Source organism: bacterium, assembly GCA_024228115.1.
Lineage (GTDB): Bacteria > Myxococcota_A > UBA9160 > UBA9160 > UBA6930.
Map to the genome: position 1 here is coordinate 21550 of JAAETT010000546.1, position 26045 is coordinate 47594.

Annotated in this window: 22 protein-coding genes; 3 read left to right on the forward strand and 19 right to left on the reverse strand. The window is 65.5% G+C overall.

The genetic code is table 11. The annotated features are described in order from the left end of the window. Positions 1–214: 214 nt before the first annotated feature. Together GY937_22550 and GY937_22555 are read left to right on the forward strand one after the other, a co-directional pair. On the forward strand, positions 215–1570 hold the full coding sequence (locus GY937_22550; GenBank protein ID MCP5059493.1) for a cytochrome P450: 1356 nt from the start codon (positions 215–217) through the stop codon (positions 1568–1570). A gap of 122 nt (positions 1571–1692) precedes the next feature. Continuing rightward, positions 1693–2031 carry a hypothetical protein gene (locus tag GY937_22555; GenBank protein MCP5059494.1) on the forward strand — a complete coding sequence of 113 codons (339 nt, stop codon included), beginning with the start codon at positions 1693–1695 and terminating at the stop codon, positions 2029–2031. A gap of 15 nt (positions 2032–2046) precedes the next feature. Here GY937_22555 and GY937_22560 read toward each other — a convergent pair whose 3' ends face one another. The 19 genes from GY937_22560 to GY937_22650 all read right to left on the reverse strand — a co-directional run bounded on the left by GY937_22560 (position 2047) and on the right by GY937_22650 (position 24999). Continuing rightward, positions 2047–2598, reverse strand: a complete 552-nt coding sequence (locus GY937_22560) for a GNAT family N-acetyltransferase (GenBank protein ID MCP5059495.1) — start codon at positions 2596–2598, stop codon at positions 2047–2049. Positions 2599–2614: 16 nt separating this feature from the next. Beyond that, entirely contained in the window at positions 2615–3139 is a 525-nt protein-coding gene (locus GY937_22565; GenBank protein MCP5059496.1) for a phage tail protein, read from the reverse strand. Between the two features lie 72 nt (positions 3140–3211). Next, positions 3212–3730, reverse strand: coding sequence for a phage tail protein (locus GY937_22570; GenBank protein ID MCP5059497.1), 519 nt, complete (start codon positions 3728–3730; stop codon positions 3212–3214). Positions 3731–3762: 32 nt separating this feature from the next. Then, positions 3763–4290, reverse strand: a complete 528-nt coding sequence (locus GY937_22575) for a phage tail protein (GenBank protein ID MCP5059498.1) — start codon at positions 4288–4290, stop codon at positions 3763–3765. A 58-nt stretch (positions 4291–4348) separates the two neighbouring features. Beyond that, positions 4349–4801 carry a twin-arginine translocation signal domain-containing protein gene (locus GY937_22580; GenBank protein ID MCP5059499.1) on the reverse strand — a complete coding sequence of 151 codons (453 nt, stop codon included), beginning with the start codon at positions 4799–4801 and terminating at the stop codon, positions 4349–4351. 27 nt (positions 4802–4828) lie between these two features. After that, positions 4829–6358: a PEP-CTERM sorting domain-containing protein gene (locus GY937_22585; GenBank protein ID MCP5059500.1), complete on the reverse strand. Its 1530-nt coding sequence runs from the start codon at positions 6356–6358 to the stop codon at positions 4829–4831. 201 nt (positions 6359–6559) lie between these two features. Continuing rightward, positions 6560–6982, reverse strand: coding sequence for a cyclic nucleotide-binding domain-containing protein (locus tag GY937_22590; GenBank protein MCP5059501.1), 423 nt, complete (start codon positions 6980–6982; stop codon positions 6560–6562). Next, complete coding sequence (locus tag GY937_22595) at positions 6979–8520, reverse strand: DUF4388 domain-containing protein (protein MCP5059502.1); 1542 nt, start codon at positions 8518–8520, stop codon at positions 6979–6981. Before GY937_22595 ends, GY937_22590 begins: the two co-directional genes overlap by 4 nt. Further along, positions 8513–10342, reverse strand: a complete 1830-nt coding sequence (locus GY937_22600) for a response regulator (protein MCP5059503.1) — start codon at positions 10340–10342, stop codon at positions 8513–8515. Before GY937_22600 ends, GY937_22595 begins: the two co-directional genes overlap by 8 nt. Before the next feature lie 93 nt (positions 10343–10435). Continuing rightward, on the reverse strand, positions 10436–11875 hold the full coding sequence (gene miaB / locus GY937_22605; protein MCP5059504.1) for a tRNA (N6-isopentenyl adenosine(37)-C2)-methylthiotransferase MiaB: 1440 nt from the start codon (positions 11873–11875) through the stop codon (positions 10436–10438). Positions 11876–12194: 319 nt separating this feature from the next. Further along, a complete protein-coding gene (locus GY937_22610) occupies positions 12195–13421 on the reverse strand; it encodes an amidohydrolase family protein (protein MCP5059505.1) in 1227 nt (408 codons plus the stop codon). Further along, positions 13370–14791 (reverse strand): VWA domain-containing protein, encoded by a 1422-nt coding sequence (locus GY937_22615; GenBank protein ID MCP5059506.1) that lies wholly within the window; start codon positions 14789–14791, stop codon positions 13370–13372. The genes GY937_22610 and GY937_22615 overlap by 52 nt, the downstream gene beginning before the upstream one ends. After that, a complete protein-coding gene (locus GY937_22620; protein ID MCP5059507.1) occupies positions 14792–15787 on the reverse strand; it encodes a MoxR family ATPase in 996 nt (331 codons plus the stop codon). It lies immediately after the preceding gene. A gap of 10 nt (positions 15788–15797) precedes the next feature. Further along, positions 15798–17117 carry a bifunctional 3,4-dihydroxy-2-butanone-4-phosphate synthase/GTP cyclohydrolase II gene (locus tag GY937_22625; GenBank protein MCP5059508.1) on the reverse strand — a complete coding sequence of 440 codons (1320 nt, stop codon included), beginning with the start codon at positions 17115–17117 and terminating at the stop codon, positions 15798–15800. A gap of 154 nt (positions 17118–17271) precedes the next feature. Beyond that, positions 17272–17922, reverse strand: a complete 651-nt coding sequence (locus GY937_22630; GenBank protein ID MCP5059509.1) for a hypothetical protein — start codon at positions 17920–17922, stop codon at positions 17272–17274. Between the two features lie 124 nt (positions 17923–18046). Then, a complete protein-coding gene (gene meaB / locus GY937_22635; protein ID MCP5059510.1) occupies positions 18047–19024 on the reverse strand; it encodes a methylmalonyl Co-A mutase-associated GTPase MeaB in 978 nt (325 codons plus the stop codon). Continuing rightward, positions 19021–21153 (reverse strand): methylmalonyl-CoA mutase, encoded by a 2133-nt coding sequence (scpA, locus tag GY937_22640; GenBank protein MCP5059511.1) that lies wholly within the window; start codon positions 21151–21153, stop codon positions 19021–19023. Before scpA ends, meaB begins: the two co-directional genes overlap by 4 nt. Positions 21154–21226: 73 nt before the next feature. Next, positions 21227–24598: a methylmalonyl-CoA mutase gene (locus GY937_22645; GenBank protein MCP5059512.1), complete on the reverse strand. Its 3372-nt coding sequence runs from the start codon at positions 24596–24598 to the stop codon at positions 21227–21229. Then, positions 24595–24999 carry a MerR family transcriptional regulator gene (locus GY937_22650; protein ID MCP5059513.1) on the reverse strand — a complete coding sequence of 135 codons (405 nt, stop codon included), beginning with the start codon at positions 24997–24999 and terminating at the stop codon, positions 24595–24597. The genes GY937_22645 and GY937_22650 overlap by 4 nt, the downstream gene beginning before the upstream one ends. A gap of 140 nt (positions 25000–25139) precedes the next feature. On the opposite strand from GY937_22650, the gene GY937_22655 reads away from it, so the two are divergent. Beyond that, positions 25140–26036 (forward strand): aminoglycoside phosphotransferase family protein, encoded by an 897-nt coding sequence (locus GY937_22655; protein ID MCP5059514.1) that lies wholly within the window; start codon positions 25140–25142, stop codon positions 26034–26036. The last annotated feature ends 9 nt before the right edge of the window (positions 26037–26045 follow it).

Genomic DNA, 26045 nt, shown 5'->3' on the forward strand with positions numbered 1-26045 from the left:
TGCTCGCCTGCCCTGGACAACGCCCAGGATGAAATCAAGCATGCCCGCCGGGCTGGAAGGAACCTCGAGGCGCCAGAACGGGGTGGGCGCAGGTGCTTGGCCGAATCCCTACGGGGCTGCAATTCTTAGCTGAACCTGCAGTCGAGGCCCTCATGAACCCTTCTCACGCCTGCCTCGGAAGCACCGCCGATCTACCCCAAGGAGAGTCCAACCGTTGACGGCCTCGACCACGCCGAGCGACGCCCCCGCCCGCCCCTGGCGCTCGATCCCGATCGATGGGATCGGGGATACCCTGCGCGCGCTGCCGCGCATCAAGCGCGACATGCTCGGGGTCGTCAGCGAGCGCTGCCAGCGAAATGGCCTGGTCGTGAGGCAGAACCAGGGCCCGATCCGCGCGGTCAACCTCTTCGGGCCCGATGCGAACCGCTTCGTGCTGCTCGATCGCGACGAGATCTTCTCGGCGAAGAAGTCGTGGGATCTCATCATGGGTCGCATCTTCACGAACGGCCTGCTGCTTCGGGACGGTGAAGATCACCGTTTCCATCGCCGTCTCCTGCGTGAGGCGTTCCGTACGCCCGCGCTCCAGTCGTACCTCGACCAGATGAACGAGGCGCTCGTTCCGTGGGCCGAGGGCCTCGCGCTCAAGGGCGGGCACATCCGCGCCTTCCCGGTGATCAAGCAGATGGCGCTCGACATGGCGTGCCGGATCTTCCTCGGCCTGCCGCCCGGCTCCGACAACACGAAGATGAACCACGCGTTCGAGGCAACGGTGGCCGCCTCGATGTCGATCCTGCGTCTACCGATCCCCGGCCTCGAGTTCAATCGCGGGCTCGAGGGGCGCAAGTACATGATCCGCCGCTTCAAGCGCATGATCCAGGAGCGCCGCGGAGGAGAGAGCGGCGGCTCCGACACCTTCACCCGCCTCTGTCATGCCGAGAACGAGAATGGCGAACGCCTCGCCGACCAGGAGATCATCGATCACATGATCTTCCTGATGATGGCGGCCCACGACACGACGACGAGCGCTCTCACCTCGCTGCTCTACGAACTCGCGGCCAACTCCGCGTGGCAAGAGCGCCTGCGAGACGAGGTGCATGCGTTCGACAAGCCGGCGATCGAGTGGGACGACCTGCTCCACGTGAAGGACCACATCCTCGCGATCCAGGAGGTGCTGCGCCGCTATCCGCCGCTCTCGACGATCCCGCGCATGGCGACGGCCGACTTCGAGTGGGGGGGCTACCGGATCCCCGCCGGCACGATGACGATCATCTACCCGATCCACACGCACCACATGGCCAAGTGGTGGAGCGATCCGTTCCGTTTCGACCCCGATCGCTTCGCGGAGGGCCGCGAGGAACACAAGCGACACAGCCACTCGTACGTGCCCTTCGGCGGCGGCAACCACATGTGCCTCGGGCTGCGCTTCGCCGAAACCCAGATCAAGGCCGCGCTCTTCCAGTTGCTGCAACGCGTGCGCCTCAGCGTGCCCGAGGGCTACGTGATGCCGGTCCAGCAGGCGCCTATCTCGAAGCCGGTGGACGGGCTACCGCTCACGCTAGAGCCGCTCTAGGAGGCGCATACGGAACAACGCGTCGAACGCGGGCCACCGCGCAAGGCCCCGGATGCGTCTCGATATGCGGGCATGAGTCTGCGAGAATTGGGCACTCGCAGGAACAGGTGCTCGGTGAGAACGTGCGACTCGAACGGGCAGCAGAGGGATGCAAGGTGGCCGATCTCAAGACAGTGACCCACGCCGAGTTCGAGGAGCGCCTCGAACAGGATTTTCGATTGCACGTCGACGAGTCTCAGATCATCGACCTGAAGCTCACGCGCGTCGATCCGCAGGGTCCGGCCGAGACGGAGAGTGGACTCCGCCGGCCCTTCTCGCTGACCTTCGAGGCCCATTCGGCCTCCCTGCTTCCGCAGCGGATCTACCAGGTCGAGCACGCAGCACTGGGTCGCCTTGAGCTCTTCCTGGTGCCGGTCGGGCGTGAGGGAGAACGCGTCCTCTACGAGGCGGTCTTCAACTGAGTCCGCCCGATCGGGCTATCCCGCAGGGGCTCCCGAAGGCCCGTTCTCCTCGCCTCCCTGGAGGGCGGTGATTTCGTCCAGAGCCCGGTGCATGAGCTTGTAGATGCCGACGTCGTCCACGGGCGCGAAGCCCATCCGCTGGTAGAGGCGCATGGCGGGGTTCGATTCCTCGACGTGGAGGCTCACCAAGCGCCGGCTCTGCTCCGCCTCGTCGAGCACGTCCTGAACGAGGTGGGTCCCGATGCCGCGTCCCCGGCGCTCGGGAAGCAGCGCGATGTCCATGATGCGGATCTCGCGCTTCATCGGCTCCACGTAGTAGCGGCCAATGGTCCGGCCCCCCTCGCAGACGAGGTCGTATCGCGCATCGGGGTAGTGCTGGTGGTAGTGACGGTGCTGGAGCTCGAACTGACTGCGCAGGAAGGCGCCCTTCTGAGCATCGCTCCAGGGGACGATCGCCATCTCGTCGGCGCGGGAGGATGAGTACACCCGGTAGAGAAACTCGAGGTCGCCATCGGAAGCCGGGCGCAGGGTCACGCCGGGGTACGACGTGGTCCGGTCGTGGGGCATCGATGGCGCCGGCCCGTCAGCTGCGGGAGGGGTAGAGCCCAACCAGCGCAATGATGTAGTTGAGCGCCAGCAAGGGCTGCACGTTGTTGTGCATCTGACCGCCGCCGACGGGGCTGATCACGTTGACGTCCATGTCGACGACGTCTGCGTCGCCCGCGGCCACCGCCGGCGCATACCAACTGGCTCCGCCCAGGCCTCGCGTACCGGTCGGGTTCGCCGCCTCCAGGTTCGAGTAGCCCACCATCGCGTGGCTGTGAGGCGGGACCTGGGCCTCGCTCAGGGTCTGCGTCTCGGCGCCACCCCTCTCCCCCAGCCGGCGAGAGGTGAGGCCGGGGCCGCGACCCGGGTGCATGGGCGCACGCCCCTGCAGGTCCGGAAGCGCCGTCGTGGTGCGTCCATCGCCCCCGTAGGTGGTGCCGATGAGGGAGAAGAGCGCCGTATTCTGGGCGATCGGCAGGAGCTGGCCGTTGCAGAAGGCCCAGCCTCGCGGAGCGAAGTTGCCGGCGAAGATCCTGATCTCGGCGATGAAGGGCTCGGACATGGCGCGTCCTCTCTATGGGTTGGCTCTCGCTCTGCTGGCAGTTCGTTCATCGGGTCCTGGTGGCGCTCCGAATCAGTGGCGCGACGGGTAGATCCCAAGGAGTGCGATGATGAAGTGGATGCACAGGAAGGGCATGAGGTTCCCGTGGGACTGCCCTCCTCCGGGAGCGGGTGTGATCGCCCGCGTATCCATGGCTCTCGGCCCCGCCGTGCCGTAGAGATTGCTTCCGGTGGCTGTTGCCACCGTGTGACCGGCCGGGTCGGAATCCTCGGCGGTTTCGGCCGAGGCGTACCAGGAGTGGCTGTGACTGGGGAGCTGATTGGTGGTGACGCTCACCTGCTCCTCCCCGCCCTTCGACCCGAGTTGCCGAGGGCTGAGGCCGGGCCCCGAGCCCTGGTGGTTCGGAATACGACCGCGCAAGTCCGGAAGGCCGAAGGTGGTGCGTCCGTCGCCCCCGTAGATGGTCCCCAGGAGGCTGAAGAGGGCGTCGTTCTGGGAGACCGCGAGGAGCTGACCGTCGCAGAACGCCCAGCTGCGCGGCGCGAAGTTACCCGCGAACATTCGGATCTCGCCGACGAAGGGCTCGGACATTTCTCTTCTCCTGGCTCTGGATCTATTTCCGGTCAGATTCGCGAAGGAAAGAGACCCTGAAGTGCAATGCAGTAGCTCAGCGTCAGATAGGGCTGCATGTTGTTGTGCCCCTGCCCTCCGCCGCCGTTCGCGACCGTGCTGGTGTGCAGGCTCTGCGGGCTGGTGCGGTCGCTGTAGGGGATGATCGAGAAGGGCCCGCCACTCGTGACGGCGAGCAGCTTGCCCTGCGGATCGGTCGAGCTCACCGTGGCGCTCGTCGCCCTGGCCTCGTGCTCGTGTTGGGGGATCTCTTGGGTCGAGAGTTGGTGATTCTCCTCTCCGGTCTTCTGTCCCAGCGGGTGCGAGGCCCCGTTCGAGCTTCCGACGTGGATCGGCGTACGGCCCCGAAGGTCAGGGAGAGCGAAGCTGGTCCTCCCGTCGCCGCCGTACGTGGTACCGAGCAGCGAGTAGAGCGCCTGGTTCTGGTTGATGGGGAGGATCTGTCCATCACAGAACGCCCAGCCGCGGGGCGGGAAGTTGAAGCCGACGATCTTGATCTCGGCGAGAAAGGGCTCGGACATGGAGCATCTCCTGGGCGTTCAGTGCCGTGCCTGGCGCCATCGGCAGGCGATCGAGCGCTCACGCAGCGCCCGCGCAAGAAGGGGTCAGGGGCTTGAGGGAGCTGAAGGACGCCTCGTAGTAGGTCCCGTCCGGGGCTACGCCCGCCGGTTGCAGGTGGAGTTGGAAGCCAGGGCCATCCGGCGGTGCGACGGCGTAGAGTCCCTCGTCGATCTCCGTGTGGGATGAGCCGCGAAACGTGACCGTGAACTGGTCGAGCCGCGACGAGACGTCATGGGGAACCACCTCGACCAACTCGAGGGATCGCCAGGCGCCGTCGTCGAAGCCGAACCACTGGCCCATCCGATCGTTGTAGTAGCCCCGCGTGAATTCGGGGCCCTCGGCCCGTGCCGGATCACCGGCGAACAACACGATCGGACCGAGCGCGGTGGCCGCGACGGTCGCCGTGGTGCCCTGCAAGAAGCGGCGTCTCGGGATCTTCGGGTCGGTATCTCTTCGTTCCGAGCTTCCCATCTCTCGACCTCCTCATCTGGCTTCGACTCAGGTCCCGACTCCATTCCGCCGCCGCATCGCCAGCGCGATCAACCCGAGGCCGAGCAGCGCACCGGTCGCCGGCTCGGGCACCACGATGAAGTGAATCGTAGCGGACACGTAGCTGCTGATGCTCTGAAGATACAGATCCGCCACGCGCACCTCGAGCGTCGCCATGCCGAGTCCGAAGATCGAGGCGAGGGTTGCGTCGTCGACGAACTCCGCGCCGGCCCCGATCAGGGCCGCGCCAAAGTCGGTGAAGAGCACGCCGCCATCGTAGAGCCCGATCTCGAGCCCCTCGAAGTCGACGACACTTGCGTTGACGGCCAGGTCCAGGTCATCGACGTCGAGCTCGAAGAGGAGGCCGCCCGGCTGGGAGCTGGCCGATGCATCCAGAATCACGGGCAGGGCATTGCCGTAGGACACCGTCATCGTGTCGGTGCCGCCGTCGAGGCCCGTCAGCTCCTCGTGCACCTCAATCTCCCAGGTCGCCGTATCGAGGGTCGATCGCAGGCCCGAGTCTGCGATGCCGACGGTCTTGTTGACCATGTCCACGGTGCGGGTTCCGCTGGGCGGGGGCTGCAGCACGAAGGGGCTCTCCGAGGGGATGATGTTGGGCCGGTCCGCATCGGCGTCAGCGCCTACCAGCGGCACGTCCTGCGCGCCGCCCTGGACGCTTCCCAGATTCGACCAGGTATGCGTCAGGAAGTCCTCCCCATCGCTGCGCGCCGCGCCGAGGTCGTTGTCCTGCCAGGTGCCGTCGCCGTTGCGGAAGGTGCCGCCATCGGTGGTGATGCTGAGGGTGCTGGCGTCATAGGTCATGTCGGCACCGGCCTCGGCCACCACAGCCTCGGCAGCGACGATGGCATTCACCGAGCGAATCACCGTGCCGTAGGCCTGGCCTTCGTCCCGGATGTTCACCACGGTCGAGGGCGTCGGAACCGGGATGCCATCTCCCGGATCGATGCCGGCCACCTCGGTATTGAGCTGGATGAAGTTCAGGTTGCCACCGGGCCGGTCGACGGCGTTGCCCTCGAGGCGGTAGCCCAGGAAGTGGGCGGGAGTCGCCGCCGGGGACGTGAAGTAGATCTTCGGGGTCGGGCTGGCGTAGGGGTCGCCCGGCCAGTTCAGGTGGCTCTGGTCGGTCTGGGTGTAGACGAAGGGCGTTCCGCCGCTGTCGAAGCCCTCCATCGGCACGATCACCTCGACGTTGTTGGCGTTCTCCACGAGCCCGCCGCCGGTGGGTGGAGCCGATCCTCCAGCCAGCGCGACGCCGTAGACGTCGAGGCCGTTGATGTTCTCCGCCGTGGCGGTGACCGGGTCGTAGGTCGTCTTGATGACGAACTTACCGCCCTTGTTGAGCGCGGTGCCCGAGCCGGGCTGGGCGGAGCCGGGGTTCTCGCTCCAGATGCCGATCTGGATGATGTCGATCGGAGCCGCTTGCGCGGTTCCGGCCCCCAGCGCAAGGGCGAGAAGGATGGACAGGGCCGTGGGGGGGGCGACGATCGCCAGGAGCTGCGGCAGGCACAACCGTCTCATTGAGGATCCCCTTCTTAGGCGGAGTCCCCTTCCCGTCTGCACTCTAACCCGATGTGGCGGAGCGGTCGAGTAGCTTGGCATCTTCGGCCCGCGGTCGTACTCAGTGGCATCGGCGCGGGAGGTCTCGTCTGGCGTCGCGCCAGGATCGGACCGGCGGGGTACCGGAGCTGCCTCCTCAACCGCCGCAGAACAGCCCTTCGGCTACAGCAGGCGGTCGAACCCCGAACGGACGGTCGCGGCCAGGTCGCGCAGGATGGCTTCCAGGATACGCGTGGCGGCGCGGGGGGCATCTTCCGAGAGCCGCAGGAAGGCGCTTCGGGGGAAGAGCAGCAGGAGGGAGGGTTCGCTGGCCACCAATGTCAATTCCCGCCGGCCGAGCGCCGCCAGGGAGGTATCGCCGAGGTGACGCCCGGCTTCGAGCGTGCCCAGCTCGCCGGCCTGGCTGTTCGACAGCATCAGCGAGCCTTCCGCCAGCAGGATGAGACCGTCGGCTTCGTCACCTTCGTTCTGGAGCACCTCTCCCTCCACCAGCTCACGTTCTTCGAGGAGGGAGGTCACGAGTTCCAGCTCTTCGTCTGTGAGATCGCTGAAGGGGGCGAAGATCTTCGCGCTGGTGGCGCTCACGGCAGGATCCTTCCGAAGATCGTCTTGAGCAGCGTGACCGGATCCCGCTCGCCTTCCAAGGGGACCAGGAAGACCGAAGCCTGATCCAGCAGTCCGAGGCTCGATTCGATTTCGTCCACGGCCAGCTTCTCGCCCTTCGGGAGCATGAAGGCGTGGAAGATCCGGGCGTCATGGCGCTGGGCGCGAAGCCGCTCGACCAACGGACGCAAGTGCTCCTCACCTTCTCGCTGGGGCGAGTTCATGAGCAACAGAGTGCCGAGTGAGCCCTGGGCAAGGGCGGGCCAGCAAGCTTCGAAGCGCTTCGCCGTGGGGACGTGGAGCAGTTGGATCCCCACGCCATCGTCCACACCCAGCCGGCCAAGGGTCGCAACATCGTCCTGGCGGATCTCCCCGCTACGGAAGGCCGGCTCGAGACGGAAGCCCGGTAGCGCGGTCAGCAGCCGCGCAAACTCGCGGGTCATGCCGGGATCCGTCGCGGCCACGAGCAACTTGGCATCCCGTGCGGGCACCCCGCGCGGCCGGCCACTCTGCAACCACTCCCGCAATCGCTCCTGCTGGGCGGGCTCGAAGAGGACATCGACGCGACCTGCTTCACCGTATTCCGGTTCGCGCCGCAACTGCACGATGCCGCGATCGCAAAGCGCCTGCAGTGTGCGGAGCACCTGGTAGTCCGGGAACGTCGAGTGGTCCATCAGCTCGCCCACCCGATCGTCATGCTCCAGGAGATCGAGCAATTCCTCGGTGACGGGATGAACGGCATTCGGCAGTTCTTCGCGGGGCACCAGCAGGCGCACGCGGCCGGAGGGCGGCGGGAGCGAGCCCTTCAGCTGATCCCATTCGTCGAGCTGGCGAAGGGCCTCCATCAGGAGTACTCGCGTGGGGGTGGTGATCCGGGGTGTCATCGTGACCGTGCCCGGCCTGAAGGCAAAGCCCCCCTCGCGCCAGGCCAACAGCCGGAACAGGGCTTTCTCTCCCTCCACTCGGCCAACGGTCGCCTGGATGAGATCGCCTTCGCGTAGGATGAGCGCGCCGCGCTCACCGGGTGCGCCCCCCTCCTGCGGGCTGAGTTCGATGGTGCCCGTACGCCGATTCATGTGAAAGAGCTGCAACAGGTCGGTCAGCGGGATCTGCGAGAGCTTTCCCTGGACCGCCTGCTCGGCCTCTGCTTCCCGGTCCACCGCATCGATGCGCTTGCGTTGCGCCAGGATGGCCTCGATCCGCAGGGCGATCTCTTCGCCCGTTGCCTCGGCCGAGAGCGTATCGTCGAAGAAGCCCCCGGCTGGCTCGCTCCCCAGGAAGAGGAAACGCACACCCTTCGTCCGTGGGTTGGCGCGCAGGATCTCGACCAGGGTTCCCGCGTCGATCAGTTCCAGGTCCGATACCGCGACCACGACATCCGGAACGTCCGCGAGCGCTGCCTCCAGTGCCGCCGCGCCGTGGCGAGCAACGCTCGTTGCGTAGCCTCTGGCAGCGCAGGCTTCGGCGAGATCACGCCCACGGCTCGGGTGCAGTTGTGCGACGAGGATGGAGCTAGTCACCGATCGGAATCCCCAGATCGTGGCTCAGGCCGAAGGCCAGCTGCTCGACGACCACCGGGTCGGCGGTGTGAAAGGTGGTGGCGTCCTCTGCGCCGCCATCTTGGACATACGCGTACGAGGCGCCTTCTCCAAGGTAGACGAGGAAGGGCTGACCTGCGCCGACACGTTTCGGAGAGACCCAGGTGACCGGCACACCCGGCATCAGCTGCTCATCGCGATCGGCGAACAGCACGACCTCGGTGCGCGGTGTCGTTCCCCGCAGCTGTTCCAGGGCGGAACGCAGCTTCGCCGTCTGCCCGTCCAGGGGCGCGACGAACAGCAATCCCCGGTGGTGCGGGTTGCGGCTGACCTCGTCCAGCAGGAAGCCGGCCATCTGGTCGCCGAGACCGGTGGCCCCTTCTTCACCCTCTGCCAGCAGGTTCTCCAGCAGCCCGCGAAACGGTGCCTCCTCCAACTCGTAGAGCCGGAGCAGGCTGCGGCGATCCGCGTCGATGCGCCGATCCAGGCATGCGCGCAGCTCTTGGGGATCGCTTCCGTTGGCAGGGAACGTGGCCATGGCACTCAGCACGGCCGGCCGGTCGTCCGCCAACTGTTGAAACGCGGGGCTGCGCTCGAAGGCCGCCCGGAGGCGTCTCTTGGCCACGACCGAGCCCAGGTTGTCGCATTCGGGCAGTAGCACCACGTACTCGTGCTCGGTTTCGGTCCCGAGCAGATCCGTCGTCCGCACCGCCCGCTGGAGATCGCCGACGACGGCCTGGATCCAGACGTTGAACTCTCCGGGAGAGAGGCGTGCTCGTACGGGCCCGATCGGATCGAGCGCGATGCGCACCACGGAGAGGCTGCGGCCGAAGCGCTTGGCCTTCTGCAACTCGTACTCCAGGACGTCATCGAAATAGGCCCGCGTGTAGGCGTGGGTCGTCGGATCCTTGAACGAACGTCGCTCGAGAGAACGGAAGGCAATCGCGTTGGCGAGAGCCTGGCTCGCGAACAATGCGAATCGTTCGGCGACCTCCCGATCGCCATCGTCGAACTCGGAGCCATCGACCCGATCGGTGAGCCGGAGCAGACCCAACATCTCGCCATCGTGGCGAATCGGAACGAAGAGCGGCGCCCGCGGCGCGCCCGTGTCCTCTGCCAGCAGGGACTGGCAGTCGGGCTCGGCCAACGGGCGAAGAACCGCGGGCAGGTCTCCGACCTCGATCTCCTCCACCTCATCCTTGACCCGGATCAACCCGCCGGCGCCGCACAATCGCAGGCGGCTCGGATGGTCCGGATCAGCGAGCCAGGCCACCCCCGCGTGGGCGTTCGTCTCGAGGCACAGGACTTCGACGATACGGTCGGCAAGCGGCTCGATGGAAAGCGTTGAGAACAAGCCCAGCGCCCGCTCGTACTGGGCGAAATGGCCCATGAACGAGAGGTTCTCTGCCACCAGCCGGTCGTGCTCGGCGTGCATGGCGCGGCGCTCGAGAATCCCATCGATGGATCGGAGCAACGCCGTGCGATCGATCGGCTTCAGCAGATAATCCGTCGCACCCAGCCGCATCGCTTCGACCGCGGTCTTGACGTCGCCCACGCTGGTGACGACGACGACGTCCTGCTCTGGCCAGCGCTCCTTGACCTGTCGCACCAGCTCGCGCCCGTCCATCTCGGGCATGACCAGATCGGTGAGTACCAGGTCCGGCGGCTCCTCCTCCATCAAGGCGAGGGCTTCGGCACCGCTTCCGGCCGTGACCACCTCGAAATCCTCGCCTCGCAGCAAGTCCTCGAGGAAGACCCGGAAATAGAGCTGGTCATCGACCGCGAGTATCCGCGCCGAGTTCACCGGGCCCCTCCCCTGCTGATGATCCCCGTCTGGCTCAACCCATCTCCCTGACCTCGATGCCGCCCGGGCGCATTCCGAGCGGATCCATTCCCCTCAAGAAGGGGCCGAGAGTCGGCCCTTTTCATCGGCTATTCGCTCCCCACGCGTGAGTGTGACGCCTTCCGCTGGCACCGGACGCCCGATCAGGGAATGAGGTGTCGCATCGACGATCTCCACCCGGACCAGACTACCCCCCGGGGCCGAGTGTTCCGCATTCACGAGCCGATGCTGGGGATCCCGTCCCCGGATCTGCACCGGCTGGTCGGGACGCTCCGTGGCTCGCCGGCTGGGGCCTTCGACCAGAATCTCGGTCGTCTCCCCCACCCGCGCCCGGTGGGCGTCCAGGGTGAGCCGCCGGAGCAAGTCCTGAAGCCGCTCCAGGCGATCCTGGGCGACATCCGCCGCCACACTCCCCTCCGTCAGCTGAGCGGCGGGGGTTCCTGGACGGGGGGAGTACTTGAACGTGTAGGCATCCACGAAGGCCAGGGCCTCGACCAGGGCCAGGGTGGCCTGGAAATCAGCTTCGGTCTCGCCGGGGAAGCCGACGATCACATCCGTGGTCAGCACCAGGCCGGGCCGGGCGGCCTTCAGTGCCTCGGCCCAGCGCATGTATTCCTCGGCGGTGTAGCGCCGGCGCATGGCGTCGAGCATCCGATCCGAGCCGCTCTGGAGCGGCAGATGGACGTGGGGACAGAGTTCGGGAACTTCGGCGTGGGCCCGCACCAGAGCCTCGTCAAAGAAGAGCGGATGGGGGCTCGTGTAGCGGATCCGCTCGATTCCAGGGATCTCGGCCAGGCGCCGCACCAGGGCCGCAAAGCCCATCGTGCCGGCCTCGGCCGTTTGATCCCGTCGCTGATCGTGGCGTCCGTAGGCGTTCACGGTCTGCCCGAGGAGGGTCAACTGGCGGACCCCGGCATCGGCCAGGGCTGCGGCTTCGTCGAGGATGCCCTGGGCAGGCCGGCTGATCTCCCGGCCCCGGGTCGTGGGCACGATGCAGAAGCTGCAGAACATGTCGCAGCCCTCCATCACGGTCAGAAAAGCTCGCCCCGGCGTACTGGCTCGAAACTCCGGATGCCGTTCCGGCAGATCGAAACGCTCCTGCGAGGCGTTGGTCTCCGTGCGCGCCCCGCGCATGCCTTCGAAGGCCGCCTCGGCCATCTCGGGGACCCAGCGCAGGTTGTGCGTGCCGAACACGAAATCCAGGTGTCCGAAGCGGCGCAAGATGGCATCGCCTTCCTGCTGAGCCACGCAGCCGCCCACGCCCAGGGCCCGCCCGGGCACCTCGTCCTTCCATTCCCGCAGGACACCGAGATCGCTGTAGAGCTTGTTCTCGGCCTTCTCGCGGATGGAGCAGGTATTGATGACCAGCAGCTCACAGGACCCGTCTGATTCCGCCTGGGCCCAACCCGCGTGAAGCAGGAGGTTCGTCAGCTTGTCCGAATCGTGGACGTTCATCTGGCAGCCGTAGGTGCGGATGTGGAACCGACGCGGCATCGCCGCAGCCTACCCGAGAGCCCGCAGAAGCGTCAAAGTGGGCGAAATCCCAGGCAAAACCTGAAGTAACACTTTGGGATCAGCGCTCAAACTTCTGTCCTGACTCATCGTTCTGCAGGTTGTTCCCGTCCGCGCAAAATGATGTTTGACAATGGCAACGCGGCTGGCACATACTCGGGGCAACCGTTCTACCAGGTTCATGGAGCGGCGGTGGATATGGCATTTCTCACCGAAATGTCCAACCTCTCACCCCCCATCATCTATCCACCGTCTCTCCGCCCTGACCGAAGCCCCGCCAGGCTCTGCTTGGCGGGGCTTTTCAGTTCGGCAGGACCTCCCGGAACACCCGAAGCGCATTCGCACTGAGGGTGCGCCGGATCTCGTCGTCGGTGAAGCCCTCGGCGAGGAGCGCATCGATGACGAGCGGGAGCCCTGTGGTGTCGAAATCCGTCGCCACGGCTCCGTCGAAATCCGAGCCCAGGGCCACGTGATCGGCGCCGGCGAGCTTGCGGACGTGAGCCATGGCGCGAGCGATGTGCTCAGGCGAGGTGCCACAGACGGCGCCTGCGAAGTAGCCGATGCCAATCACTCCACCCTTCTCGGCGATGGCTCGAACGTGGTCATCCGAGAGGTTTCGGGGGCCTGGGCAGGTCGCCTGGACGCCGGTGTGGGAGGCCACCATGGGCGCATCGACGATTTCCAGCATGCCGTCGATCGTGGCGGGCGAGGCGTGGGCCACATCGATCACGATGCCCAGCTCCTGAGCCCGGCGGAGCGCGGCACGGCCGAGGTCGGTCAGCCCGTATTTCTCGACGCCGGCAGAGGAGCCGGCAATGCGGTTATCAAAGAAGTGCGTGGGCGCCATCATGCGCACCCCCGCCGCGAAGAGCGCGTCCACCGCCTCCAGCTCGCCATCGAGGGCGTGCATGCCTTCGAGCCCCAGGAGCCCGCCGACCACGCTCTCGCCGCGGGCCCGGGCCTGGATCACCTCTTCAAGATCTCCCCGAGTGCGGAGCATGCGAAGCCGGCCCTCGGAATGCTCCGCCAGGGCCGCGAGCTCTTCCGCCTGGTGCTCGGCGCGGGCGCGACGACTCGTCCAGGTCGACGTCGGCCAGCGTTGCAGAACCGCCAACAAGGTGATCATGTCCGGATCGTCCGCCGGAGTTCGCTCGAAGTTCATCCCCATGGGCGTCTGCGTGACGATCCCGAACACCTGGACTGCGACCTTGCCTTCGACGAGGCGCGGCAGATCGACCTGCCCGTGGCGATGCCGCTCGCCGAGATCGCGATCCCAAAGCAGCGGATCGGCGTGCAGGTCGATCGCGCCAAATGCACCGAGCAGGGCCTGGGCGTGGGCGCTGCCCTCGAAAGGCGCTTCCATTTCGACCCGGTTGATGAACTGGTCGAGCCATCCCGGCAACCATGCGAACGCCGCCAGCAGCCCCAGGAGGATCAGTGTGAATGCGCTCGCCAGGAACTTCCGCACCTGCTGACCTAGAGCACCAACCGGTCGACGACCCGAGAGAGCTGCTTCAAGTTGCGGCATTCCTCTGCGACATCCGTGTAGGGCAGGTATTTGTCCATCACGCTATCGCCGAAACCCCAGGCCGAGGGGCTCTCGGGGTTGAGCCAGACCACGTCCTTGGCCTTGTTGTGCATCTCGCGCAGGCACCAGGCCCGTGGGTCGTTGTAGTTGTTCCGAGCGTCACCGAGGATGAGAACGGTGGTCTTGTTGTCGATCGACGACAGGAAGTTCTGCCAGAAGTGATGGAAGGCGAAGCCGAAGTTGGAGCGCGTGTAGACATTGATCACGTCACCCCCATCGAGCGCCTTCTCGATGGCATCGTTGATGTCCTTGTCCTTGAAGATCGGGGTCACCTCACCCAGTTCCGAGACGAATACGAACGCCCGGATCTTCGTGAAGCACTCCTGCAGGCTGTAGACGAACTGCAGCATGAACCGCGAGACGTTCGCCACCGAACTCGACACATCGCAGAGGATCACGAGCTTCGGTCGCTCCTTCCTGCGCTGCTTGAAGATCAGGTCGAAGGGCACGCCGCCGTGGGCCATGTTGCGGCGCAACATCGTATGCAGGTCGAGCTTGCCCTTCTTGAGCCGGCGCTTGCGAATCGAGAGGACATTCTTGATGCGTTGGGCCAGGCGGACGACCACCTCGCGCATCTTCTTGATTTCGTCCTCGGTGAGGTTGTAGAAGCTCTTCTCGAGCAGGCTCTCGCGGCGGAACTTCTCCATGTAATCGAAGTTCTGCTGTTGCAGCTGACGCTCGGTGTAGTTCCGAACGCTCTTGCGAAGCGCCTCCAGGAACTTGTCGATCAGCTCGAGGAGGGCGTCCGCTTCCGCGTCGCCCATGCCCGCTTCGCGAAGCTGCTGGGCCAGGCTCCGAAGCTGATCCCCGGCGCCTTCTGCATCCATCTGCTCCATGGTGCGCCGGGTGAAGAAGCCCAGCTGGAGCATGTTCTCGATCCGCTCGACGCCGGCGTTCTCGGCCGCGTCCCGAATCAACTGCTCGAGCTTGTCCAGATCCTGAGTCAACAGCGCCTTTGCGAGCTCGGAGAGATCCAGTTCCTGGTCTCCCCCCATGTTCTGCATGCCCTCCTGGAGAGCCTGCATCATCTGGTCGAGATCGAAATCGCCTTCCATGTCGCCGGAGGCCTTGTCGAACGAATCCCGCAGCCCGTCATAGAAGGCCGACCAGTAGAGGTCGAACATCTGATCGAAGGTGGCGATGTCCTCGGAGCGCTTCACCATCGTGGTGCGCAGGGCGTCCTTGAAGACCTCCCGATCCGCGAGCGAGAGCTCGTCGAGGGCGGTGAAGGCATCGATCGATTCCGCAACCGAGACGCGGATCCCACTCTTGCGCAGCAGGTTCGTGAAATCGACGATCTTCTGCTGCATCTAGTGGAGCACGCCCTTCTTGGCCGGCTTCGCCTCCTCGGGAGCCTTGGCCTCGCCGCTCGCTTTGGCCGAGTCGCCCTCTTCCACCTTGCGGGTGATCAGCCGGCCAAGCTCTGCCTGGGTCTTCTTGATGTCGCCCTCGTACTTCAGGATGACGTTCAAGGTGTCTCGCACGACATCTTCGTCGAGTTCACTGGCGTTCAGGGCCAGCAGTGCCCTGGCCCAATCGAGGGTCTCGCTGATGGACGGCGTCTTCTTGAGATCCAGCTTGCGCAGGCGCTGCATCACGCCGACCAGCTCCTCGGCCAGGCGCTGCTCGACGCCCTCGATCTTCTTGTTGAGGATCCGCACTTCGAGCTCTTCGCCCGGGAAATCGATGTAGAGGTGCAGACAGCGGCGCTTCAGGGCGTCGCTCATCTCTCGGGCATCGTTGGAGGTGAGGAAGACGATGGGCTTGTGAACGGCGTCGAGGGTTCCCACTTCCGGCACGGTCACCTGAAAATCCGAGAGGATTTCGAGCAGGAAGGCCTCGAACTCCGGATCGCTCTTGTCGACCTCATCGATCAGCAGAAGCGTCGGCTGCTCGGCGCGGATCGCTCGCAGCAGCGGCCGCGGAACGATGAACCGCTCCGAGAAGAACACGCTGTCCTCCCGGCCGACCCGCTCAGCGGCATCCTTCACCGTGGTGGCCCCAGCCATGGCCTCGGCGAACTTCTCTTTCAGGATCTGCGTGTAGAGGAGCTGCTTCGAGTATTCCCACTCGTAGAGCGCCTTGGCCTCATCGAGGCCCTCGTAGCACTGAAGCCGGATCATCGGGCGCCCGGTGGCAGCCGATACGACCTTCGCAAGTTCTGTCTTGCCAACACCCGCGGGCCCTTCGACCAGTACGGGTTTGTCCAGCTTCGTCGCCAGGAAGACCACGGTCGCGATGTTCTTGTCGCAGATGTAGTCCTGGGCGTCGAGCTGCTCGATCACATCCTCGGGGGATTCGAACATTCGGTTCCTCTCAGCTCATCAGGTGCAAGACGTGCCCGAGCTTTTCCTTCTTCGTACGCAGATACGCGAAGTTCTTCTCGTTGGGCTCGATCTCGAGGGGCACCCGTTCGACGATCGTGAGCCGGTAACCCTCGATGCCGGCGCGTTTGCCCGGGTTGTTGGTAATGATGCGCATCCGGCGAACACCCAGGTCGTAGAGAACCTGGGCGCCAACGCCGTAGTCGCGGAGATCGGCCGCGAACCCGAGGCGCTCGTTGGCCTCGACCGTATCGAGACCTTCCGAATCCTGGAGACCGTAGGCCTTGATCTTGTTCTTCAGACCGATCCCGCGGCCTTCCTGACGCATGTAGAGAACGACGCCCTTGCCTTCGTTCTCGATCATCTTCATCGCCGCGTCGAGTTGCTCGCCGCAATCGCAGCGCAAGGAGCCGAAGGCATCCCCCGTCAGGCATTCGCTGTGGACCCTGACGAGGACCTCGTCCTCCTCGTGGATCTCGCCCTTCACCAACGCGATGTGGTCGACGTGATCGATGTCGTTCTCGTAGACGATTGCCCGGAAATCGCCGCCGCTGGCGGTCGGCAGCGTGCACTCCCCGGCAGGCCGAACCAGCTTCTCGTGGCGCAGTCGGTACTCGATCAGGTCGGCCACGGTGACGATCTTCAGCTGATGCGTGCGCGCAAAGTTCATGAGATCCGGCATGCGCGCCATCGTGCCGTCGTCGTTCATGATCTCGCAGATCACGCCGGCGGGTTTCATCCCGGCCAGGCGAGCCAGATCGACGGAGCCTTCGGTTTGCCCGGCGCGGCGCAGCACGCCTCCTTCGCGGGCGCGCAGCGGGAAGATGTGGCCCGGGCGCACGATATCCCGGGGCCGAGCGTCCTCGGCAATCGCCGTCGAGATCGTATGCGCCCGATCGAATGCCGAGATGCCGGTCGTCACGCCTTCACGGGCCTCGATCGAGATCGTGAAGGCGGTGCCGAAGCCGGAGGAGTTCTCGGCATCCGGCACCATCATCGTCAGGTTGATCCGATCGAGCTGATGCTCGGTCATCGGCAGGCAGATCAGGCCCCGGCCGTAGGTGGCCATGAAGTTGATGGCCTCGGGTGTGACCGCTTCGGCGGCCATGCACAGATCGCCCTCGTTCTCCCGATCCTCGTCATCCACGAGGATGACCATGCGCCCCGCGCGGATCTCATCGATCGCGTCGGTGACGGTGACGACGGGGCTACTCGCATCGGTCAAGGGTGAATCGGGCCCGGGGCCGGCGGTCGCCGCCGTGTCTTGGGGCCGGCGGTCGCCGCCGGTGGACTGCGGACGGGGGTCTCTCATCGGTGTTCTCCGTACGGACTCTAGTGCAGTTCCGTCGGGCGCTGGGTTGCAGGCCACGCTACCAGCAGTTGACACCGGTGTCAATTTTCGAGCTACCGCAAGTCCTCGAACCCAAAGGAGTTTCGGGTAGAGTGCGCGGGCCTGCCCGGGCCGCTCAGCTGGTCAGATTCTTCAGTACGCCCTTGAGGAAGTCGTCCTCGGATACGGCGAACTTCTCCTGGAAGTCGTGGCGGGCGTCGAGGAAGCGGTAGACCTTTCGCAGCAGCTCGCGGAAGGTTTCGATGACACCCTCGCCTCGCATGGCTACAGCCGGATAGGTCGGGATGTCGCCCCAGGCTTTGCGAACTTCTTCGAGGGGTTTCACGTCGGGCAGGTCGCGCTTGTTGAACTGCACGACCTTCGGAATGGCGTCGAAATCGATGCCATTCGATTTGAGGTTCGCTTCCATGTCGCGCCAGCTGTAGGCGTTGGCACTGGCGGAGGAACGCTGGGAATCGGCGACGAAGACCACGCCGTCGGCCCCTGCGAGGACGACCTTGCGGGTCGATTTGTGCATCACCTGACCCGGTACCGTGAAGAGCTTCAGCTTCATCATGAAGCCCGCCTGGGTGCCGAACGAGACCGGCAGGAAATCGAAGTAGAGCGTGCGGTCATCGGCGGTATCGAGGGTGACCATCTTGCCGCGGGTGCTCGGATCGAGAAGCTCGTGGAGCTTCTGCAGGTTCGTGGTCTTCCCCGAAAGCGCCGGCCCGTAGTACACGAGCTTCAGCACGATCTCTCGGCCGGCCATGTTGATCTGCACCATCTGTCACACCCCATCGGGCAGAAGCCCGTGACTCTCGTTTCATCGGCAGGTAGGACCCGCAAATGAAGGGCTCGAAAGGGAGAGCCGGTTTCGGCGCCGGCCTGCAGACAGGGGCCGAGGGGCCTCAGGAGCGCCGAAAGGCCTCTAGAAGCGCCCGGGCGGCGGCTGCGGGGGTTGCTCGCTGGGCTTCCACGTCGGCCTCCCAGCGGGCGATCTGGTCGGCGACCGCCGGATGGGCTCGGAAGGCCTGACTGAGGCCCTCGTCCACCAGCCTCCACATCCACTCGCTGGCCTGGGCTCGGCGCCTCACCTCCAGCTCTCCGCTGGCCTGGAGCGCCTCCCGGTGGGCCTCGACCGTCTCCCAGACCTCGGGCAGGCCGACCCCCTCGAGGGAGCTGACGGAGAGGACGCGGGGCTTCCAACCGCTCGTCGTCGGGCGGAGGAGCGAGAGCGCGCCCTCGTGCTGGCCCCGGGTGCGCTCGGCGATCGCCTTCTGCTCACCATCCGCCTTGTTCACGACCAATGCGTCGGCCAGCTCCAGCACGCCCTTCTTGATGCCCTGCAGCTCGTCGCCGGAGCCCGGCTGGAGCATCACCAGGAACGTATCGACGAGCGAGCGCACGGCGAACTCGGATTGGCCGATCCCCACGGTCTCGACGATCACGACATCGAAACCAGCCGCCTCGCATAGCAACAGGACTTCACGGGTACGATGGGCCACACCTCCGAGGGCACCGCCGGAAGGCGACGGACGGATGAACGCGCGCTCGTCCTGGGCAAGCTGTTCCATGCGGGTCTTGTCGCCGAGAATGCTCCCGCCTGTGACCGGGCTCGAAGGGTCCACGGCCAGCACAGCCACGCGATGGCCCAGCGAGAGCAGGTGCAGACCGAAGCTCTCGATGAACGTGCTCTTGCCGACACCGGGCGGGCCGGTGAGCCCCACCCGAATGGCGCGGCCCGTCTCGGCGACCAACGCCTCCAGGATGCCCTGGGCCAGGGCCTGGTGTTCGGGGCGCGTGCTCTCGATCCAGGTGATGGCCCGAGCCAGGCTGCGGCGGTCGCCCCCGCGGATGGCGGCGGCGTGCTGCTCGGCCTCGTTCACTTCCGGCGTTTCCTGACGACCTGAAGGACGTCCCGAGCGGCCTTCGGAATCGGCGTGCCGGGGCCGAAGATCCCCGCGACACCTTTTTCCTCGAGGAAAGCGTAGTCCTGGGGCGGGATGATGCCGCCCACGACCACGGCGATATCCGCCACGCCCTTGGCCGCCAGGGCTTCGATCAGCGCTGGCACGAGCGTCTTGTGCCCGGCGGCCTGGCTCGAGACGCCCACGACATGCACATCCGCATCCAGCGCCTGCTGAGCGGCTTCTTCGGGAGTCTGGAAGAGCGGGCCGACATCGACGTCGAAGCCGATATCCGCGAAGGCCGTGGCAATGACCTTGAGGCCTCGATCATGGCCATCCTGGCCGAGCTTCACGACCAGCATGCGCGGGCGACGGCCTTCCTCCTTGGCGAAGGCCTCGACATCGCGGCAGATGCCATCGAAATCTTCGTCACCTTGATAGACCCCACCGTAGACGCCAGACACAGAGCGGATCTCCGCGCGATATCGCGTGTAGTGTTCTTCGAGGGCTTCAGAAATCTCACCGACCGTTGCGCGCGAGCGCGCCGCATCCACCGCAGCCTCGAGCAGGTTGCCCTCGCCAGTCTCCGCCAGTTTCGACAGATGGGCGAGCTTCTTCTCCACCGCCGCTCCGTCCCGGCTGGCGCGGACCTCCTCCAACCGCTTGATCTGGGAGAGGCGTACCGCCGTGTTGTCGATGTCGCGGACATCGAGCTGGTCTTCCTCGTCCAACCGATATTTGTTCACGCCGACGATGACGTCCTCACCGCTATCGACGCGGGCCTGCCGGCGGGTGGCCGCTTCCTCGATTCGCAGCTTCGGCATGCCCGCGACGATCGCCCTCGTCATGCCGCCGAGGGCTTCGACCTCGTCGATCAACTCGTTGGCAGCGCGATACACGCTCTCGGTGAGTGATTCCATGAAGTACGAGCCGCCCCAGGGATCGACCACGGCCGGAATGCCGGATTCTTCCTGCAGGATGAGCTGGGTGTTGCGCGCCACCCGGGCCGCCGTATCCGTCGGTAGGCTCACCGCCTCGTCGTAACCATTCGTGTGAAGGGATTGGGTTCCTCCAAAGACCGCGGCCATCGCCTCGATCGTCGTGCGGATCACGTTGTTCATCGGATCCTGCTCCGTGAGGCTCGCACCCGAAGTCTGGCAATGGGTGCGCAGCATCATCGAGCGGGCCTTCTTGGGGGAGAACTCCGCTTGCATGCGCTCGGCCCAGATCCGACGGGCGGCACGCATCTTGGCGATTTCGAGGTAGAAGTTCATGCCGATGCACCAGAAGAACGAGAGGCGCCCAGCGAAGGCATCCACATCCAGGCCCTTCGATAGCGCGGCCCGCACGTAGTCCAGGCCATCCGCGATGGTGAACGCGAGTTCCTGCACGGTCGTCGAGCCGGCTTCCTGCATGTGGTAGCCGCTGATCGAGATCGAGTTGAATTTCGGCATCTGCTGGGCCGTGTACTCGATGATGTCGGCCACGATGCGCATGCTCGGCTCGGGCGGATAGATGTACGTATTGCGAACCATGAACTCTTTGAGGATGTCGTTCTGGATGGTTCCTGCGAGCTTCTCGGCGGGAACGTCCTGCTCCTCACCCGCCACGATGAAGCACGCGAGCACGGGAAGAACGGCTCCATTCATCGTCATCGAGACGGTCACCTGATCGAGCGGGATCTCGTCGAAGAGGATCTTCATATCCTCGACCGAATCGACGGCCACGCCCGCCTTGCCCACATCACCGGTGACCCGCGGATGGTCTGAGTCGTACCCACGATGGGTGGCGAGATCGAAGGCCACCGAAAGCCCTTGCTGGCCCGCGGCCAGGTTGGCCTTGTAGAAAGCGTTCGAATCCTCGGCGGTCGAGAAGCCCGCATATTGGCGAAGGGTCCAGGGCCGGTTCGCGTACATCGTCGCACGCGGGCCGCGCAGGAACGGAAAGAAGCCCGGCATCGTGTCGACGTGCTCGAGCCCCTCGAGATCCGCTGCCGTGTAGAGGGGCTTCACACGCAGGCCATCCGGACTCGTCCAGACGAGTTCCTCCAACGCGCGGCCACGCAACTCCTTCGCCGCTGTCTCTTCCCACTGCTTGCGATCACTCATGTCCGCTCCTTCCGCCTGTCGAGCTTGGAGCCCCGAGGGGTCTCCGGCCCGAGCGGCCAGACCTTAGCCCCTGTCACATGGAGCGCCGATAGCGCCCTCCCACCAGGAACAGGGCCTCGGAGATCTGGCCCAGGCTGGCAACCTTGACCGTCTCCATCAGTTCCTCGAACAGGTTTCCACCGCTCCGAGCCGTTTCTTGAAGCCGCGCCAACGCCGGGCCGCATTCGGCCTGGTGTTGCGCATGAAAAGCTGCCAGGCCTCCGATCTGGTCGAGTTTCTCCTGCTCGCTGGCGCGCATCAGGGCCATCGGTTCGCCGGCCTCCTCGGATTCCGGGTTGACGAAGGTGTTGACGCCGACGATCGGCAGCTCGCCCGAGTGCTTCAGGGATTCGTAGTGCATGCTTTCGTCCTGGATCTTGCCGCGCTGGTAGTGCGTCTCCATGGCGCCCAGCACACCCCCGCGCTGGGAGAGGCGCTCGAATTCCTGGAGCACGGCCTCTTCCACGGCTTCGGTCAGCCACTCGGTGAGGTAGGAGCCTTGCAAGGCGTTCTCGTTCTTGGCGACGCCGAGCTCGCGGTTGATCACCAGCTGGATTGCGAGGGCCCGGCGAACGGACTCCGGCGTGGGCGTGGTGACGGCCTCATCGTAGGCATTGGTGTGAAGGCTGTTGCAATGGTCCTGGATCGCGGTGAGAGCCTGAAGCGTGGTGCGAATATCGTTGAACGCCATCTCCTGGGCGTGGAGCGATCGACCGGACGTCTGGATGTGATACTTGAGTTTCTGGCTTCGTTCCGAGACCCCGTAGAGATCGCGCATCGCGACCGCCCAGATGCGCCGGGCGACCCGTCCGATCACGTTGTACTCGGCATCGAGACCATTGCTGAAGAAGAAGCTGAAGTTCGAGGCGAACTCATCCACGTCCATCCCGCGCGCGCGGTAGGCCTCGACGTAGGTGAAGCCGTTGGCCAACGTGAAAGCGAGTTGGGTGATCGGGTTCGCTCCGGCCTCGGCGATGTGGTAGCCGGAGATCGAGACCGAATAGAAGTTCCGGATCTTCTCGGCGATGAAGAACGCCTGGATATCGCCCATCACCTTGAGCGCGAATGCGGTGGAGAAGATGCAGGTGTTCTGGGCCTGGTCTTCTTTCAGGATGTCCGCCTGGACCGTGCCTCGGACCCGGGTCAGGACTTCGGAACGAATGCGGGCATAGGTCTCCGGATCGACGGCATCGGCCCCCGAGATCCCGAGCAGTCCCAGGCCCAGGCCGTCGTGGCCCGGGGGAAGCTCGGCGCGGTAGGTCGGCGGCTCGTCGCCGCCCAGCCTCGCACGCACCGCTTCGAGTTCGCCCGTCTCGCGCAGATGCTTCTCGACGCCTTGATCGATGGCGGCGTTCAAGAAGAGCGCCAGGACCATCGGCGCCGGGCCGTTGATCGTCATCGAAACCGACGTCGTCGGATCGCAGAGATCGAAACCCGAGTAGAGGCGCTTGGCGTCGTCGAGCGTGCAGACGGAAACGCCGCTGGTACCCACCTTGCCGTAGACGTCCAGGCGTTCGGCCGGATCGCGACCGTAGAGCGTGACGCTGTCGAACGCCGTGGAGAGGCGTGTGGCGGGCTGCCCGGCGGAGACGAGATGGAAACGTCGGTTCGTACGCTCGGGGCCGCCCTCCCCTGCGAACATTCGCGCCGGATCCTCTTCAGCTCGTTTGAACGGGAACACCCCCGCGGTGAAGGGGAAATGCCCAGGCAGGTTCTCCTGGCGCAGGTAGCGAGCCAGCTCTCCCCAATCCTCGGTACGCGGTACGGCCACGCGCGGGAGTTGCGTGCCGGAAAGGGTCTCGGCCCGGTTCTCGACGTGGATCGCGCGACCGCGCACCTCGTAGGATTGCTCGGCGGCCTCGTAACGTGCGCGCGTTTCGGGCCAGGCCTCGAGGGCCGCCCGAAGTGCCGGATCGAGGGCTTCGCTACGGGTCGCTTGTTCCGACGCCACTGCAGCGCGAGCGTCGGCGGCCTGCTCCGGGAGCGCGTCGTGGGCGAGGTCGAGGGCGCGCGTGGTCCGGGCCACCTGGGCGAGCGCTTCGGTCTGCTCTCGGTAGCCCCGCACGGAGGCGGCGATCTCTTCCAGGTAGCGCTCCCGGCCCGAAGGGATCAACGGCGGCGGCACCGCAGCACCCGGCGCTTCGTGTTGGCCCCCTGCGGAGAACGCGGTGTTGCCTTCCTCCACCAGCTTCTCGCGCAACAACGCGTAGATCTTGTCGATCCCCGGGTCGTCCCATTGGCTCGCCGTCGAGGCGACCACGGGAATCGCCTCGTCCTCCGCTTCGAAGGCCGTGTGATTGCGACGCCATTGTTTGCGCACGTCACGCAGCGCATCGAGTGCGCCGCGTCGATCGGCCTTGTTGAGCACGATCAGGTCGGCCAGTTCCAGCATGTCGATCTTCTCGAGCTGGGAAGGTGCGCCGTATTCCGGTGTCATGACGTAGACCGACGTATCCGCCAGGTCGACGATTTCCGAGTCGCTCTGGCCAATGCCCGCCGTCTCGACCAGGACGAGGTCGAAATCTGCCGCCTGCAGCACCAGAACCGCATCCCGAATGGCCTGGGAGAGCGCGAGGTGAGCCTGGCGTGTCGCCATGGAGCGCACGTAGATGCCTTCGCCCGCGATGGCGTTCATGCGGATCCGATCGCCGAGCAGCGCACCTCCTGTGCGCCGACGCGATGGATCCACCAACAAGAGGCCGATTTGCAGCTCCGGGAAGTCCAACCGGAAGCGCCTCACCAACTCGTCCACGACGCTCGATTTGCCGGCGCCTCCCGTACCGGTGAAGCCCACCACGGGTGCGGCGGAGCCGGAACGTCGGGTCCCGAGCTCCGTTCGCAACGCCTTCAGCGAAGCACCGTCGGTCGATGCCTCCAGCCATGAAATCACCCGGGCGACATGGCCGGATCGATCCGCTGAAAGCCCAGCGAGAGCGTCGCCCAGCTGCGGCGCGGGCAGCGCCAGGCACTCGTCGACGATGCAGCGTATCATTCCCTCCAAGCCGAGGGTGCGACCATCTTCGGGGCTGAAGATCCGCGCGACTCCATGGGCGTGAAGCTCGGCGATCTCGTCGGGAACGATCGTCCCGCCACCCCCGCCATACACGCGGATGTGTCCAGCACCACGCGCCGTCAGCTCGTCGACCAGGTAGCGGAAGAACTCCACGTGGCCACCCTGATAGGACGAGATCGCGATGGCGTGGGCATCTTCCTCGACCGCCGCTTCCACGATGTCCGCGACCGATCGGTCGTGCCCTAGATGGATGACCTCCGCGCCCTGCGATTGCAGGATGCGGCGCATGATGTTGATCGCCGCATCATGCCCATCGAAGAGCGACGCTGCAGTTACGACGCGCACCCGCTCCGGACCGGGGTGGATCGGTGTCACTTCCGCGCTCGCGTTCATTCCGCTCTCTCCTGGGCCAACGCGCCAACGCGGGCTTCGACATGATCCTGGTACTTCTGGATGTCGTCTCGCAAGCCACTCAGCTCCTCGATGCGCTGGGCGAGCCCGGCGAGGTGTCGGCCGAGGAGTTCATCGAGGTGCTCCAGCATGGCGCGGGTGGAACCGTCGATGGCGTAGACCGCGTTCAGCTCACCGATTTCCGCGAGCGAGAGCCCCAGTGTCTTGAGCCGCTGGATGAAATGGAGACGCTCGATCTCATCCTCGCCATACACGCGGCGAGCCCCTTCCCGGCGCCGGACACCCGGGAGCAAGCCGAGTTCCTCCCAGTACCGAACCGTGCGGGCTGAGAGGCCGGTCGAGCGGCACACGGAGCCGATCGAGAATTGGGGTGCTTGGGTCATCGAAGATCCATCGGTAGATTTGCCAGTTAACGTTAGATGGCAACCTTAGCAAAGGACTCAGAGTCACCAACCCCGCCACGCCCTCTCCTGCCCTGCTTCGGCTCGTCCACCAGATGCCCGGAAACGCCTAGTTTGAGCCTGTGTTGCGAAATCCTGCTGCCCTGGCCAAGCGCGCCCTCGTGGGCGCAGGCATGGAGCCCGATACCCCGCTCGAACCCGCCTCGAGCATGGCCAACGATGCCTGGCTCGGGCCCGGTTTTGTGTTGCGGGTGAACTGGCGCGGCGATCTTGGCCGGCTGGCTCGTGAGGCCCAGATCGCCGAAGCCCTGGCTCCGGAGGCTCGATACCCCGGCGTGTTGACCCATGGGAACGACGGAGAGATCGAGTGGATCGTGACGAAGCGGGTCGCGGGTGCCCAACTGGCTCGCGCCTGGCTGGAGTTGACTGCCGAGGAGCGCAAGCGAGCGATTCGCGCCCTCGTCTCAGCGCTGCGGGCGCTGCACCAGACCCGAGCGCCTCACCTTCCCGGCGATCGCGATCTATCGCCCCCGCATGTGCTTCCCCTCGACCGCTTGCTGGATCTGCTGCGGCGCGCCGCCAGCACCGCTCCCCTGGATGCTGGCTTTGCCGAAGAGATCGAAGCGTTTCTGGTAGACCGCTGGCCAGCCTTCGACGACCGCGGGCGGGGGCTCGTCCACGGTGACCCGCACCTGGAGAACGTGCTCTGGGATGGCACCGACGTGTGGCTGTTGGATCTCGAATGGTCGCGCCGCTCTTGGCTCGAAGTCGACCTGGAGATCCTGCTCTCGGTATGCGACCACCCCGCGCTCTTCGTTTCCGACGAGTACGCGGCCCTCGCGCGGGCTGAGGACTACCGCGAAGTACCCGACTGGCTGCGCGATGCCTACCCCGAACTCTTCTCCCACCCTCGGCGAGAAGACCGGCTGGCGGTGCTGCACATCGCGCGCACGCTCACGCACAACCCGCTCAGCTCCCTGCGCCTGCAGCATCTGCGCAACGTCCTGGAGAAGCGCTGACGGTTGGCC

Bases quoted from the DNA above. Each gene is read 5' to 3' on its own strand.
- GY937_22615 (MCP5059506.1), bottom strand. From the start codon at position 14,791: ATGCAGCAGAAGATCGTCGATTTCACGAACCTGCTGCGCAAGAGTGGG.
- GY937_22645 (MCP5059512.1), bottom strand. From the start codon at position 24,598: ATGAACGCGAGCGCGGAAGTGACACCGATCCACCCCGGTCCGGAGCGG.
- GY937_22610 (MCP5059505.1), bottom strand. From the start codon at position 13,421: ATGCCGCAACTTGAAGCAGCTCTCTCGGGTCGTCGACCGGTTGGTGCT.
- miaB (MCP5059504.1), bottom strand. From the start codon at position 11,875: ATGCCGCGTCGGTTCCACATCCGCACCTACGGCTGCCAGATGAACGTC.
- GY937_22570 (MCP5059497.1), bottom strand. From the start codon at position 3,730: ATGTCCGAGCCCTTCGTCGGCGAGATCCGAATGTTCGCGGGTAACTTC.
- GY937_22565 (MCP5059496.1), bottom strand. From the start codon at position 3,139: ATGTCCGAGCCCTTCATCGCCGAGATCAGGATCTTCGCCGGCAACTTC.
- GY937_22625 (MCP5059508.1), bottom strand. From the start codon at position 17,117: ATGAGAGACCCCCGTCCGCAGTCCACCGGCGGCGACCGCCGGCCCCAA.
- scpA (MCP5059511.1), bottom strand. From the start codon at position 21,153: ATGAGTGATCGCAAGCAGTGGGAAGAGACAGCGGCGAAGGAGTTGCGT.
- GY937_22650 (MCP5059513.1), bottom strand. From the start codon at position 24,999: ATGACCCAAGCACCCCAATTCTCGATCGGCTCCGTGTGCCGCTCGACC.
- GY937_22585 (MCP5059500.1), bottom strand. From the start codon at position 6,358: ATGAGACGGTTGTGCCTGCCGCAGCTCCTGGCGATCGTCGCCCCCCCC.
- GY937_22580 (MCP5059499.1), bottom strand. From the start codon at position 4,801: ATGGGAAGCTCGGAACGAAGAGATACCGACCCGAAGATCCCGAGACGC.
- GY937_22620 (MCP5059507.1), bottom strand. From the start codon at position 15,787: ATGTTCGAATCCCCCGAGGATGTGATCGAGCAGCTCGACGCCCAGGAC.
- GY937_22560 (MCP5059495.1), bottom strand. From the start codon at position 2,598: ATGCCCCACGACCGGACCACGTCGTACCCCGGCGTGACCCTGCGCCCG.
- GY937_22630 (MCP5059509.1), bottom strand. From the start codon at position 17,922: ATGGTGCAGATCAACATGGCCGGCCGAGAGATCGTGCTGAAGCTCGTG.
- GY937_22575 (MCP5059498.1), bottom strand. From the start codon at position 4,290: ATGTCCGAGCCCTTTCTCGCCGAGATCAAGATCGTCGGCTTCAACTTC.